Source organism: Paenibacillus guangzhouensis (assembly GCF_009363075.1).
Classification (GTDB): Bacteria; Bacillota; Bacilli; order Paenibacillales; family Paenibacillaceae; genus Paenibacillus_K; species Paenibacillus_K guangzhouensis.
The window spans coordinates 5,845,553-5,859,523 of the sequence record NZ_CP045293.1 but is presented as its reverse complement, the minus strand read 5'-3'; the positions used below and the strand labels follow the sequence as shown (position 1 = coordinate 5,859,523).

The window sequence follows — 13,971 nt, the reverse complement described above, 5'->3', positions numbered from 1 at the left end:
AACTAACTATATAAGTGAATAACTCTTTTGTCAAACACTTTTTTCCAGAAAACTCATTCACCTACGCCCAAAAGTCTATCTACCATCGCCATTACAGTGGATATGCGAGAAAAAGAAAAAAACATTTCGGGAAGCTGTCGATTTCGTTAACTCCCATTCGTCGTTTGTATAGAAACTGAAATTACAAAAACGAAATAAGAAAGGTTGTTGAACCATGGGAGCACAATTAAACCCTTATATCATGTCAAAGGATGCAAGAACGCAGGCAGAATTCTATAAGCAGGCATTAGGCGGAGAGGTCCAATCCGTCATGACGTTCGGCCAGATGCCGAATACACCGGAGGCAGTGAAAGATAAAGTGATGCATATGGTTCTGACGGTTGCCGGAACCAATACGTTATTCTTGTCCGACGCTTTCGAGCCTGTATCCGGAAGCCGCCATATCGTCCTAGCGCTAAGTTACGATAATGAATCTGAAGCCCGGACAGCCTATGCGAATCTCAGCGAGGGCGGTGCGGTCAAGTACCCGTTCGATCTTCAGCCTTGGGGTTATTACGGCGAAGTCGTAGACAAATTCGGCGTCACGTGGCAGATCGTCAAATAACCGATTCAAATCGAGCAGAACGTCAAATAACCCGCACCTACGCATGAGGTGCGGGTTATTCTATTCTCGCAACAAGCCAACCCTATCTTTTGATTACTGCATTTCTACCGCTTTCACGCCTTGAATTTCCTGGATCAACGAGAGCAGCTCTGCCGCAGGGTAAGATCCCGGCAGCTTCACGAGCATGGACAACTCGATCTCGGATTCGTCCTTATCCATCTTCTCGGCATGGAAGTTCAAGATGGAAATATTCCTCGATAATAACGTCCGCTGGATGGCTCCCATCATATCAGGTTCATTCTCGATCCGGAGGATGAGCTGCTCCGACTTCGGCGCAGACAACCAGCGGAACTGGCGATGCAACATTTTCTGCCCCACCAGAATGAGCAGCGTCACGCCGACCCCAATCGTATAGAGTCCGGAGCCAAGCGCAAGCCCAATGCCCGCCGTCGTCCATACACCCGCCGCGGTCGTGAGCCCTTTGACCGTCTGGCGCTGCAAGAAGATCATGCCTGCCCCCAAGAACGAGACCCCGCTGACGACTTGCGCTGCAATCCGCGATGGATCAAGTCCCACGCCGTCCTTGCCCAAGATATCATCGAAACCGTATTTCGATACGACCATCATGAGCGAGGCACCTACCGCGACGACGAAATGCGTCCGAACACCAGCCTCTTTCATACGACTCTTACGTTCATAACCAATCAATACACCGCATATCCCCGCGATGATGAGACGGAGTAGAAATTCGAATTGCAACATCATGCGAACCCCTCCATTTCTGTAACACCTATGCCTATGCGTAGATTATGCCTCGACGGGCCAAGCGATATCCGCCACGATCGGTAAATGGTCCGAAGGGAATTTCCCTGCCCGATGATCCGCTAGAATGCCGAACGCCTGCACCGACACCTGATCGCTGACGAAAATAAAATCAATCGGCGAATCCGCCTCCAGCCCTGCTGTCTCAGCTTGGTATTCCCGTGGGAACATCTGCTTCGCCAGCTCCTTCCGATCGAACCCGTGGAACGTGAAGTCCGGCCCAAAATGGTTGTACGCTGCGACGGCCGAAGCATCGCGCAATGGCACCGGCCCCTCCACATCGGTTAGGATGCGATAAGGCTCGGTCGTGTTCGTGCAGTTAAAGTCACCCGTTAGGACGACCGGGATCCCTCCCGCAAGGCCAGCAGCCCGCTTACCAAGCAGATGAGCGCTCTCCCTCACGGCCACGACGCCAATATGATCAAAATGCGTATTCATATGTAGAAATTCGGTGCCGTCCAGACGATCGCGGAATTTCGCCCACGTCGTCACGCGTGAACAAGCTGCGTCCCATCCCATGGACCCCGGCTGCTCCGGCTGTTCGGACAACCAGAAGGACCCACTCGCGAGGAGCTCGAATCGCTGCTTCCGATACATGACATTAACGAACTCCCCCTTCTTGTCCCCATCGTCTCGCCCAACGCCGACGAAGCCGTATTCCGGGAGCATCCGCTCCATATCTTCCAGCTGGTTCAGCAATACTTCCTGCAAGCCTGCAATGTCCGGGCGATGGAAACGAATCATCCCGGCCACCATCTCTGCGCGCGTCGACCAGGCATTCTCATCTTGATCCCCATACGCATTACGGATATTGAACGACATACATCTCATCTCATGCAACAACGCTTGTTCCTTCATGCTTCTCCACCTCATTCATATACTTTGGATACAAAAATCATTCTTCTAAGCTTAAATCATTTCCAATATTGTTACTGTATGCCTCCTCACCAAAAAGTTCAAGCCTGCCTCTTGCATCATTAACGAAACAGTGTTACGATGTGTGCGTAACATTGTTTCGTTGTTGTGCGCTAAGGAGGTATTTACTCGATGGAAGACAATCTCATTTCAAAGAAGGATCTGCTGGAACTCACCGGCATTTCTTATGGTCAGTTATATCGATGGAAACGTAAAGATCTCATCCCGGAAGATTGGTTCATCCGCAAATCCACGTTCACAGGGCAGGAGACCTTCTTCCCCAAGGATAAGATATTGGATCGGATCGATAAAATCATTCATCTCAAAGACAACGCGTCGCTCGATGATCTCGCCGATCTCTTCTCCCCGAACTTATCCGAGATGGCCTTGTATGCTGCAGATTTGAAGCAGCGTAACATTGTGTCTGACGTATCGTGGCAACTGCTCACCGCACAATTCGGCGAAGCCGAAGTGCTCACTTACGAGCGATTGATCGCCTTGTATGTTCTAGAACAGATGCTGCAGACCGGGGAGATGAACCGCGATGAGGGCCGAATCCTGCTGCAAGTCCTGAATGATCATTATAAGAGGTTCGACGGTAAGAGCTGTGACTTGATCTTCATCCGCAAGATGGGGGTTGCAACCTTCCTGCTTATCTCTGGCGGGAGTGAAGTCTACCTCGAAGACCATGCCAAGCTCGTCCAACGCATCGCGCTGTCGAGCTCGATCGAAGCGCTTAAGACACGATTATCCAAATAGGAGGAAGATCTATGTACGATTATCCAAGCGGAGATATTCAAATTAACGGTATCGCCAGCTCCAACGGCGGAACCTTCCGCCGCGTCACCGTCGACGGCATGGGCACGATCCATGGGGACTTGACCTGTATGGATTTCGCCTGCAACGGGACTTGCAAAGTCGACGGCTCGCTGCGCGCGGAACGCGCCAGCATCGATGGCATCTCGAAGATTAAAGGCGCCGCGCATGCCGATCAACTACGGATCGACGGCAAAGTCACGATTAACGGCAAACTGACAGGAGAAGAATTTCAAGTGAACGGGCATCTCAAGATCCATGGGGATTGCGAAGCCGAACGGTTCGAATCAAACGGCATCTTCGTTATCCAAGGGATGTTGAACGCAGGTATGATCGAGGTCGCTGCGCACGGCCCTTGTTCGGCACAGGAAATTGGCGGCGAGCAGATCACGATTCGTCATGCCGGCTCACAATTTATGACCAAGTTGCTTGGCACGTTCATGAACACGCACGTCACTGCGACAACCATCGAAGGGGACTATATCTCACTCGAACATACGACGGCCAAAGTCGTCCGTGGCGGCCGCATCAATATCGGACCCGATTGTATCATCGAGCGTGTCGAATACAAAGATGAACTCCATATCCATCCTAGCTCCATCGTCAAATATCACACCCAAATCTAACGCATATCTTGATACAAGGAGGAATAAACCGTGGGTAACAACCCTGCTCGAGATCTACGCATTACAGGCTCTTCCAGCGCTGCTGGCGGTTATTACCGGAATGTCAGCATTACAGGCGATGTTCAGATTTCCGGCGATATCCATTGCGAAACCTTCCGGTGCACAGGCGATACGAGCGTGCTCGGGGCATTCGAAGCCAAAATCACCCGGATCACAGGGACGACTTCTGTGAACGGAGATGTCACAACGGACCGCTTGAATCTTCACGGTGAGCTCAAAGCAAATCGACATATCACCCTGAATGATGCCAAAATTGGCGGCCAACTTGCGGTCAGACAGAACCTGACGGGCGAAGATGTGAAGCTCTACGGCATGATCAGCGTTGATGGCGATTGTGCCATCGATCATCTCCGCGGCAAGGGCGCCTTCGAAGTGCAAGGCCTCTTGAACGTCGGCCGTTTGGACCTTGATCTCTTCTGGCCGTCGACTGCGCGTGAAATCGGCGGCGAGCAGATTAGCGTGCGCAAACCGCAAGGGATGGCCAGCATGCTGAAATCACTGCTCGACATGTTCAAAACGCAACCGGATTCCCGATTGATCACCGACAGCATCGAAGGCGATGATATCCACCTGGAGAATACGACTGCTAAGATCGTTCGCGGCAATCGCGTCACCATCGGCAGCGGCTGTATCATCGAGCGAGTGGAGTATCGAAGCAGTTACCAGCAAGCTCCGGACGCTGCCGTGGAGCATTGCATTCAGACATAGAGAGGTTTCATGAGAGACCGTGAATCTTGTTGTTAAGTGGAGGAGTAAACCGTGGTCAAAGGAAAAAGTAATCTAGGGCTTGTCGTCACAGCCCTCTTGCTCAGCATTCTCATGGCGTCGATGGACAACACCATTGTGTCGACAGCCATGGGCACCATCGTCTCCGATCTCGGAGGCCTTGATAAATTCGTGTGGGTCACTTCCGCCTATATGGTGGCGGAGATGGCCGGCATGCCGATCTTCGGCAAATTGTCCGATATGTACGGGCGCAAACGCTTCTTCGTCTTCGGACTTATCTTCTTCCTGGCGGGCTCGATTCTCTGCGCGACCGCCGAGACGATCACGCAGCTCAGCATTTACCGCGCGATTCAAGGGATTGGCGGCGGGGCGCTCGTCCCGATTGCCTTTACCATCATGTTCGACACCTTCCCACCAGAGAAGCGCGGTAAAATGGGTGGATTGTTCGGCGCTGTCTTCGGGCTATCCAGCATCTTCGGACCGCTGCTTGGCGCATTCATCACCGATACGTTCACATGGCACTGGATTTTCTTCATCAACGTGCCCCTCGGTGTGGTAGCGCTGCTGATGGTCGTGCTCTTCTATCACGAATCGCATGAACATTCGAAGCAGCGAATCGACTGGGCTGGCGCTACGACGCTCGTCGGCTCCATTATTTGCTTAATGTTCGCGTTAGAGCTTGGCGGCGGCACCTATGCGTGGGATTCCACTGTCATCCTAAGCTTATTCACTGGATTTGCTGTCCTATTTATCATCTTCCTATTCATCGAGCGTACGGCCAAAGAACCGATCATTGCTTTCTCCATGTTCAGGAATCGATTATTCGCTTCGAGCACGATTATCGGCCTCTTCTCTGGGGCGGCCTTCATCGCGGCAGCGGTCTATATCCCGATCTTCGTCCAAGGTGTAACCGGTGGAACGGCGACGAACTCTGGCATGATTCTCCTCCCGATGATGCTCGGAACAACCGTCTCCGCGCAGGTCGGGGCCATGTCTTCAGTCAAATTCGGGTATCGTAAAGTCATGGTCGTCTTCATGCTCATCTTCCTAACCGGGATGGCGCTGCTCACGACGATTACGACGGACACCTCGCGCGGTATGATTACTTTCTATATGATTATTACCGGGCTTGGACTCGGCGCCTCCTTCTCCGTCCTTGGGATGGCGGCCATTCACCATTTCGACGCATCGCAGCGCGGTTCTGCGAATTCCACGATCGCTTTCATTCGTTCACTTGGAATGACGATCGGGATTACGATCTTTGGAATGGTACAGAAGAACAACTTCGCGGACGGCTTGAAATCCGCCTTTGCCGGGATGGGATCAGCACCGCAAGGCGTAGATCAACTATCGGATCCGCGTGCGATTCTATCGCCCGAAGCACGGGCTAATATTCCTGCCGATATTCTGGATAAAATCACGCACGCGCTCTCTTCTTCCATCGTGCAGACGTTCATCTGGGCGTTGATTCCGACCGTTCTTGCCCTATTATTCACCTTCTATATGACGAACGATCGTATGAAGAGTTACCAAGAGCAAGCTGCTGAAGCGAAGGCAGAAGCAGAGGCAAGAGCAACAACCAGCTCATAAAATGATCACAAAAAGGCACCCTGCAATGGTCATATCCCCGTCAAGTAGACAGCTAAAAAAGCCATAAATTAAGCGGCGATCGCTTTCCTGTATTCAACAGGGGAGAGGTCGCCTAATTTTTTCTGAAACCGCTCATGGTTGTAATAAGCAATATATTCAGTGATCAAACGTTCAGCTTCAGAGGCACCGTTTGGCTTCACCAAATGAAGCTTTTCTGCCTTTAGATGCGAGAAGAACGACTCAACGCACGCATTATCAAAGCAGTTCCCACGTCTAGAATGGCTGCCAACAAGCTTCTGATCTGCAAGGAGCTTTGCATACGTCTTTGTCGTGTATTGAAACCCTTGATCAGAGTGCAGGATCGCTTTTGGTGTATTCAGTTGTTTTACGGTGTCCAGAACAAGTTCTAGGTCATTTCGTTCTCCCAACCTCCAAGTCAAAATCTCATTGTTGTAGAGGTCTAAAACAACTGAAAGATAGAGGAAGCCATGTCCAACGCGAACATAGGTTATGTCGGTTACTAGTTTGAGCTTAGCTGCGGCTGAAGTGAATTCCCGGTTTAATACATTCTGGAACAACACAGAAGGCTTTCTGCCTGCGAAAGGCCGTTTCTTACGTATGACAGACTGGATTCCTAATTCTCGCATGAGTCGTCGCACCTTCTTGTGGTTAACATATAGCCCTTCCTTTCGTAGTGCTGTGCGCATGCGAAAATAACCGTAGTAAGGCCGAATACGGTGAATCGCTAGAATATGCTCTTTAATTACCGTATTCTCATCCATACGTGTTTTCCGGGACTCGTAAGTGGCTAACCATTTATAGTAGCCAGAACGGGAAACCTCAGCAATCTTACACAGTAATTTAATAGGAAAATCGGTTTTCATTTCTCGAATGGACTCGAATCGGACTTGCTTATCCAACTTTCCTCCCCATGTAGATTTGGATTGAGCTTTTTTAGATATTCCACCTGTGCTTTCAAATAACTAATCTCTTCTTCAACTGATCTGAAGCGCTTCTTACTCCATCTCCCTCGAAGATCCTTAAACGTTTCCCCACGCTCAGATTTCTTTACCCAATTCTGAATTTGACTCTTACTCTTGATACTCAGCTTATTCATAATCATGGAATAACTCCAGTGTTCCTCAAGACGTAGTCTAACAGCCTCCTGCTTAGTTGTTTCGTCATAACGATTGAATGTCTGTCCCTTTTTCGCCATGAAAAAATCCCCTCCGGTCAACAGTGTTGAATTCATCATAACATGAACTCTTTTTTTACTGTCTACCGTAAGGGGATAATACCAGCAAGGGGTGCCTTTCATTAGTTGATCGTCGATTGATTACAGCCCAAACCGCTGGAATAACACATTGTTCTCCAGATGTACATGTTCGAACGTCATCCCTTCGAGTTCCTCTAGACGTGCATAGGTAATCCGATACGTCGTACAAGCATGTTCAGGCGGGGTAAAATCATTCGTGACTTCACGGAGCTGCTTCAGCAGATTCCCAGCGCCGTCATGCTCGCCTTCCAGTTCGGCCACGACTGCGCGCACGTCGGTATGAGAGACAACACCCGCATCTTCTTCCGCACGCATGATGAGCGGGAAGGAGATCTCCTCTTCCTTCGCAATATGCGCCTCGAGTTCAGCTCGCAGCTGCCGGAACAGCTCCGCCATCTGAACCAAATGCGGCTGATCTCCGCCGTGCACATGATAGACGCGTTCCACATTCGCTGCGATCTGCGGCAACTGGTCACGCAAATACTGATGGTGCTTCTTCACGATATATTCGATCAACGCCCGTGAGGACATATATTGCCAATCCATTCCGATCCCGATACTTGGCGCGGACTGCTTCATGTCATTCAATTGCTGGACGACTGCCGCAGCATCAAGCCCGCGTGCTTCCGCCGCTTCTTGAATCGGTCGGTTGCCTCCGCAGCAGAAGTCAATTTTGAGCCGCTTGAACACGTCGCTCGCAGCCGGATATTGCAATACCGCATCACGTACGGTCATTTCTTGTGTAATCATGTTGGATTCGCCTCCAGTTCATAAGATCTTAGGCCTTGCAAGATCATCATACGACGGAAGACGAAGGGCCATCGTGATCTCAGTCACTCTGGTCCTTTTTTCCTCACAACTTCAATTCGTAATAATCATTCGCGCTAATGACCCGGAACCCGCAATCCTCATAAATGCTCAGTGCGCGTGCATTCTCCACGGCTACCTCGAGCTCGAATCTCGACCTCCCTTGTTCACGCTGCAGCATGTTCATGAGCTCGACGAGAATTCGGCGGCCATATCCTCGACCGCGCTGCTGCGGGCTCACGCAGAATCCATAGATGAAGGCACTCCCCTCTTCATACGTAACCCCTAATTTGGCAATCGGCTGGCCTTGCGCTTCGGCGATGAACGTATATTCCAGTGGGCTAGAGATGGTCCGTTCTACATATTCTCGCGAATCGAATTCCTCCATCGCGAACCCGGCCATATTCAGCTGAATCAACAGTTCCTTGTCCTCTACACTTGCACTGCGCAGATAAACCGCTTCCTCGATCATCCCAGGAATGCTCGCGCCATTCAGATCTGATTCTGTCCGCTCGCAACGCATCCAATGCTCCGATACCTTATATGTCGTGCCACGGGCAAGCAAGAACGCTTGGCCCGACGTAGAACGATGATGATTAATGAACAGGATCCGTCCGAACTCTCGCCGTCTGCATTCCTCTACCGCCGCATCGACAAGCTTCGTGAATAGTCCGCGTTTTCGGTATAGTGGATGAATCATCCCGCTGATCTCCGCTTCCGATACTTGGAAGCTGTATATACCCAAATAACCGATCAGATCGCCATTATCGTAGATAAGGAAATCATTCGTCTCTTGAGCAGAACGCGTCTGTAGAGAAATCCAGTTTAATTTCAGCTTAATCCCGTCGAGCGCATCGCAGATGTCCGCCAGAATGCGAATATCATGCAAATCTTGCTCGGATAATCCTTGTCTTGCCTGTATTTCCATAGGTCATAATCCCTCCCATCTATTCCCTATTCTACACCGCTCGTCAATCCCTTGCCATATGCCAAAAAGGCGGCTTATCGCCGCCTTCACTCTTACGATATTCGTTCTACCTGTCTTGAAGCGCCCGGAACCTTCACACGTTTCGCCGCGGATGCCATCATAAGAATAACACCTGCGCCGACAATACACCCTAATATCGTGATAATCTCCTGCAATCCACCGCCTTCGCCGCCGAAGTACATCACATCGCGCAATCCGGAAGCAGCGATCCGAAGCGGCGTCCAGGAATAGAGCCAGTCTCTTGTCACATCGGACAGCATCTCGGGCACCATATTGAGCAGCGGCATCGAGAAGAACATCAGTAGAACCAAAAGCACCATCGCTGGCATGCCGACCCAATTGAGCAGCGTCGATTGAATGGCGAAGAACGTAACCGCAATGAGCACTAAGAATAACCAGACCTTGCCTTCATGCTGGATCTCCATCCCATACCAGGACTCCGCCATCCATTGCGTAAGGCTGGCTGCTGCCGCTACGAATACGATGCCTGCAATGATTTGGAAGAGAATCGTGCCCCACGGCCGCGATCCTGTCGATCGGGCAGCTTTCGATGCCAAGAACATACATACACTCGTAATCAAGCTGCCAATCCACAAGATTTGCGTTAATAGTCCCGGCGCATTCCCATTCGCGTTCTTCGCACCGACTGAATGAAGCGTCTGATCTTGCACAGTGAACGGGTGCATGAAGTGCTCTGCCGTCTGAACCGGAACCGCCGGCGTCTTCGCTGCGACCATGCCCATGAGCTGCTTCGTCAACTCCCCTGATACGCCTTGCATCACCTGATGCAACATCTGCTTCACCGTCGTCGCCACTTGCATATTCATGCCTTCATTGGCGTAGATGGTCACCGCTGCTTGCTGCGGGTTCGGGGACTGCAAGGACAACACACCTGCACTCAGGTTCTCTGGCAGCACCAGTGCCCCGTAATATTTCTGTTCATCCATCCCTTGTACGGCCTCCGCTTCGGAATGGAGTACCGTAAACGTAACAGGCAACTGCGTACCAAGCTCCCCTGTCAACTTCTCTTGCATCATCTGTCCGATCGCCATGTCTCCGCCTGCTGGGCTCTGTACTGGTTGATCGAGCACAACTATGGCAACCGGCAGCTCTCTAGGCTGTGAACTGAGCACCGTCCCCATCATCGCAAGCCCGAATACCATACATACCACGATGACACCGATCAGACCGCCCCATACCGTCTTCTGCCTCCAGAAGTTTTTTTTCGTATCCATATCGTTTCCCCCTATCCAAACTTAATGAACAAGTTGTTGATTAATGATCATTGTGTTCATTATAATAAAATGAAATGAGATTACAATAATCAACTTTCACTGCTGTGTGCACTAAACAACAACGCATCGGGAATTGTTCATTTGTTCAAATAAGGAGGCCGTGACTGTCATGCAAGACTCGAACAATCGTATCGATCCCAGGATCGTCCGAACGAAGCAAATGATCTTACAAGCTCTCCTGGCGCTCATGGAAGAGAAGGGTTTCGATAATACCACCATCGCCGATATTACGCAGCGTGCCGGCCTCAACCGGGGGACGTTCTATCTCCATTATCGGGATAAATTCGAGCTGCTCGCCCAAGCGCAAGCGGAGATGCTCGAAGGATTAACCAATCGCGTAGGCGACGTGAACCCGATCGCCTTGCTGCAAGGCCTGAATACGAACGAACCATTCGAGCCAATTGTGTGTATCTTCGACTATTTCATTGAGCATGCCGATTTTTTCCGCGTCATGTTCGGGCCCAAGGGAGATCATTCCTTTGCCATCACCTTGCGGAATTTAATGGGCGACAACATCTATAAGAAAATCATCGCCGTTCATCTGCGGGAAGAACAGCTCCTGATCCCACGCGACTATCTCATTACCTATATTACGTCGGCCAATCTCGGCATTATTCTCTATTGGTTCGAGAACGGGATGAAGCTCAATTCGCACGAAATGGCGCTGATGATGACACGAATCATGCGGTGGGGTCCGCTGCAGTCTTCGGGGCTGCTTGATGCGCTCAGCGCTCCGAATGAAATCAAAGAATAGAAAAAGGCTTATCTCAAGCGAACATTCTCGCTTGAAGATAAGCCTTTTTCATCATTGCTCTACACACGCCCGACCGAATCGCCCGGCACGAGCGTCACATAAATCCGTTCATGCTCTATCGATACGCCTTGCAGCAGCTTTATCAATTGTTCCGCCGCCAAAGCGCCCCATTTCTTCTTCGAATAGTTAATCGTTGCTAGACGTGGCTGCGTATAAGCCGAGAGTTCAATATTATCGAACCCGATGATATGGATATGTTCCCCGATGCGATATGGCGTAGTTGCGACATAATTGTATACGCCGATCGCCATTTCGTCATTCAGGCAGAATACCGCAACAGGCTCCGTATACGCTTCAATGATCTGTTTCGCCGCCTGCTCCCCTGCGGATTTATTGAAATCCCCATCGACCTCGATATACTCCACGTCCTGGTGCCGATCGAATGTCTGCTTCGATGCTTGAAGACGTTGTCTCGCATCATATGATCCTTTCGGCCCGTTCACGATATAGATCTTCCGATGTCCCTGTTCCAATAAATATTCCGTCGCGAGCATCGCGCCAGCCTTATTATCCAGCAGCACCTGGTTCACGTTAGGATGGTTCAGCTCTCGATCCAGCACAACGATCTTGTGACCGCGGTCCGCATACTGCAGCAGCTCTTCGCTCTGGAACTGCTCATCCAGAATGATGGCGCCATCGATAATCCGCTCAGGCAGCATGCGATGCGATTCCTTCCCGCTGCATACGACCAGATCATATTCTTTAAGATTGAGAACTTCCTTGATGCCTTGCAGCAAATCCCCATAAAAAGCACCGCTAAAATCGGTCAAGAACACGCCGATAATGCGAGACTCCTTCTTCTTCAGCGACCTTGCCGCCGCGTTCGGAACATAATTTAATTCTTTGGCAATCGCCAAAATGCGAGCACACGTCTCCTCGGTTACCTTCGGATTCCCGTTCAGTGCGTAAGATACCGTTGAGACGGAAACCCCTGCTTTTTTAGCGATATCTTTAATACTGACCAATACATTCGCCCCTATCTATCATACCTTCCGACATCACTTCGACAAGTACGAACGCCAACAGCGTCCTGCAACTTCTCCTATATTGTTAAATATGCCACTAAAGAATGGCGATCATAGCGAACCCCATTCGAATGACGAAATACTTATGATCGTGTTCAAACGCTATAATTCGAAACGTTTCGACAACTTTCTACCTTGCATTATATCGAGTTTCGATGCAGGGGTCAATATCATCAGTCCGGATGAGAACCAATAAAATGAAGCTTGCAAAAAGGGAAGAATACAACGGATATCGAAACATTCCTCTCATGTTTAGGTGATTCTGGGAAGATGAGGTATAATAGAGGTATACGTCGGCTCTGAACTAACTGACATCTACGAGAAGGAGAGGATTATGATGTTGAAATCATTGTGGGATAAGACGATGAAGAAAGGATTCTCCGTCGAACTGAATCAACCTCCTAAGAACAAACAAGAGTTCTTAGATGAAATTGAACGTTATTGCAAACAAGAAAAAGTCACCTATGAGTTCATCGAATATGACCGCCCTGCCGTAATCTCGATCGATCAAGTCGTCTATCAGTGCCAGGTATGGAATGCCGGAAGACCGGGATTCGTGCTGCGCTTCACAGAAATCTAACATGAAAGAGCTTTAGAGCTACTTCTAAAGCTCTTTTTTATGTCGCATCAAGCCGGATCGTCGATTCGACGCCGGCTTCTTCTGCATTCAACTTCGATTTACTTCGCTACCATCCAATCAACGCCGTACTGTTCGAGCAGCTTGGCCCAGTCCTTCGGCATGCCTACATTGCTAATGACCGTGTCGATATCGCGCCATTCGGCAATCCGATAGAGCTGGGTAAGTCCCATTTTACTGCCGTCGCTCATCACAATCGATTGCCTGGAATTATCCATCATCTTGCTGATGAGCTGCCCACGTTCGGCATCAAACGCGGTAATGCCTTTGCCCAGCACCATACCGTCAATCGAGATAAACGCCTTATCTGCATGGAACAGCTCGACGATTTTCTCCGCAATGGACCCCGTAACCCGAGAATGCCTCGTATTTACTTTGCCCCCGATGAGATAGATATCGCCATTGAATAATTCCTTATTCTTGTATTCGATTAACTGATGCAGTGCAGGAATCGAGATCGTCAGCACGGTCAAGTTATTCTTATTCATCAGAAATTCGATCATGGCCAGTGGCGTCGTCCCATCATCGATGAAAATGACGTCATTATCTTCGACTAACGCAGCTGCTGCCTTCCCGATCATTCGTTTCTCCTCGGCATGGAGCACCTCGCGCTTCAGATAGGACGGCTCTTCACCGATGAGATTAATCTTCACCGCGCCGCCGTATACCCGCTTGAGCCGGTTCTCAAGCTCCAATTCCTCTAAATACCGGCGAATCGTCTCCGAGGACACCCCTAACTTCTTCACCAGGTCGAACGTCTTCACCTGTCCCTCGGAATTCAATTGCTCTAGTATAATCCCTTTACGTTCCTCGCCAATCAACGACAACTGCAAATCCCCTCCGTCATCCTACTTCTCTACACATTATAACTTTAGAACAACGGCTGCGCTATCCGCCAAGACGACAACCTATCCTGCTCTATTTCCCTCTACGCACAATACATTCCCTGTGAACAAAAAAAGGCGGTGCA

At 50.1% G+C, this 13,971-nt stretch carries 15 protein-coding genes; 7 read left to right on the top strand and 8 right to left on the bottom strand.

Features of this window, described 5'->3' with window-relative positions:
* The first annotated feature begins 214 nt into the window (after positions 1 to 214).
* On the top strand, positions 215 to 604 hold the full coding sequence (locus tag GCU39_RS26430) for a VOC family protein (RefSeq protein WP_152396199.1): 390 nt from the start codon (positions 215 to 217) through the stop codon (positions 602 to 604).
* Between the two features lie 93 nt (positions 605 to 697).
* Here GCU39_RS26430 and GCU39_RS26425 read toward each other — a convergent pair whose 3' ends face one another.
* Together GCU39_RS26425 and GCU39_RS26420 are read right to left on the bottom strand one after the other, a co-directional pair.
* A complete protein-coding gene (locus tag GCU39_RS26425; RefSeq protein ID WP_227793346.1) occupies positions 698 to 1,369 on the bottom strand; it encodes an MgtC/SapB family protein in 672 nt (223 codons plus the stop codon).
* 42 nt (positions 1,370 to 1,411) lie between these two features.
* On the bottom strand, positions 1,412 to 2,284 hold the full coding sequence (locus GCU39_RS26420; RefSeq protein ID WP_152396198.1) for an endonuclease/exonuclease/phosphatase family protein: 873 nt from the start codon (positions 2,282 to 2,284) through the stop codon (positions 1,412 to 1,414).
* A 189-nt stretch (positions 2,285 to 2,473) separates the two neighbouring features.
* On the opposite strand from GCU39_RS26420, the gene GCU39_RS26415 reads away from it, so the two are divergent.
* Genes GCU39_RS26415 through GCU39_RS26400 form a run of 4 tightly spaced genes read left to right on the top strand, consistent with a single transcriptional unit; the run spans position 2,474 to position 6,159 of the window.
* Positions 2,474 to 3,100, top strand: a complete 627-nt coding sequence (locus GCU39_RS26415) for a YhbD family protein (protein WP_152396197.1) — start codon at positions 2,474 to 2,476, stop codon at positions 3,098 to 3,100.
* A gap of 11 nt (positions 3,101 to 3,111) precedes the next feature.
* Entirely contained in the window at positions 3,112 to 3,783 is a 672-nt protein-coding gene (locus GCU39_RS26410) for a polymer-forming cytoskeletal protein (protein WP_152396196.1), read from the top strand.
* A 30-nt stretch (positions 3,784 to 3,813) separates the two neighbouring features.
* Positions 3,814 to 4,551 carry a bactofilin family protein gene (locus tag GCU39_RS26405; RefSeq protein WP_152396195.1) on the top strand — a complete coding sequence of 246 codons (738 nt, stop codon included), beginning with the start codon at positions 3,814 to 3,816 and terminating at the stop codon, positions 4,549 to 4,551.
* A gap of 51 nt (positions 4,552 to 4,602) precedes the next feature.
* Positions 4,603 to 6,159, top strand: a complete 1,557-nt coding sequence (locus GCU39_RS26400) for an MDR family MFS transporter (protein WP_152396194.1) — start codon at positions 4,603 to 4,605, stop codon at positions 6,157 to 6,159.
* 68 nt (positions 6,160 to 6,227) lie between these two features.
* Here the strand turns inward: GCU39_RS26400 and GCU39_RS26395 are convergent.
* From GCU39_RS26395 to GCU39_RS26380, 4 genes are all read right to left on the bottom strand, one after another.
* A protein-coding gene (locus GCU39_RS26395) for an IS3 family transposase (protein ID WP_152397154.1) occupies positions 6,228 to 7,375 on the bottom strand; the annotation gives its coding sequence in 2 pieces (ribosomal slippage) (positions 6,228 to 7,117 and positions 7,117 to 7,375; 1,149 coding nt in all).
* A gap of 120 nt (positions 7,376 to 7,495) precedes the next feature.
* The gene (gene ric / locus GCU39_RS26390) at positions 7,496 to 8,185 is read right to left on the bottom strand and encodes an iron-sulfur cluster repair di-iron protein (protein WP_152396193.1); all 690 of its coding nucleotides are present in this window, start codon (positions 8,183 to 8,185) and stop codon (positions 7,496 to 7,498) included.
* A gap of 103 nt (positions 8,186 to 8,288) precedes the next feature.
* Complete coding sequence (locus GCU39_RS26385) at positions 8,289 to 9,170, bottom strand: GNAT family N-acetyltransferase (RefSeq protein ID WP_152396192.1); 882 nt, start codon at positions 9,168 to 9,170, stop codon at positions 8,289 to 8,291.
* Positions 9,171 to 9,262: 92 nt separating this feature from the next.
* Complete coding sequence (locus GCU39_RS26380) at positions 9,263 to 10,465, bottom strand: YhgE/Pip domain-containing protein (protein ID WP_152396191.1); 1,203 nt, start codon at positions 10,463 to 10,465, stop codon at positions 9,263 to 9,265.
* A 169-nt stretch (positions 10,466 to 10,634) separates the two neighbouring features.
* On the opposite strand from GCU39_RS26380, the gene GCU39_RS26375 reads away from it, so the two are divergent.
* Positions 10,635 to 11,279 carry a TetR/AcrR family transcriptional regulator gene (locus tag GCU39_RS26375; RefSeq protein WP_152396190.1) on the top strand — a complete coding sequence of 215 codons (645 nt, stop codon included), beginning with the start codon at positions 10,635 to 10,637 and terminating at the stop codon, positions 11,277 to 11,279.
* Positions 11,280 to 11,338: 59 nt separating this feature from the next.
* Here GCU39_RS26375 and GCU39_RS26370 read toward each other — a convergent pair whose 3' ends face one another.
* Complete coding sequence (locus GCU39_RS26370) at positions 11,339 to 12,304, bottom strand: LacI family DNA-binding transcriptional regulator (RefSeq protein WP_152396189.1); 966 nt, start codon at positions 12,302 to 12,304, stop codon at positions 11,339 to 11,341.
* A 394-nt stretch (positions 12,305 to 12,698) separates the two neighbouring features.
* Between GCU39_RS26370 and GCU39_RS26365 the strand changes: the two genes are divergently transcribed.
* Entirely contained in the window at positions 12,699 to 12,944 is a 246-nt protein-coding gene (locus GCU39_RS26365) for a DUF4318 domain-containing protein (RefSeq protein WP_227793345.1), read from the top strand.
* A 98-nt stretch (positions 12,945 to 13,042) separates the two neighbouring features.
* On the opposite strand, the gene GCU39_RS26360 is transcribed toward GCU39_RS26365, so the two are convergent.
* Complete coding sequence (locus tag GCU39_RS26360; protein ID WP_152396188.1) at positions 13,043 to 13,828, bottom strand: DeoR/GlpR family DNA-binding transcription regulator; 786 nt, start codon at positions 13,826 to 13,828, stop codon at positions 13,043 to 13,045.
* Positions 13,829 to 13,971 lie beyond the last annotated feature (143 nt).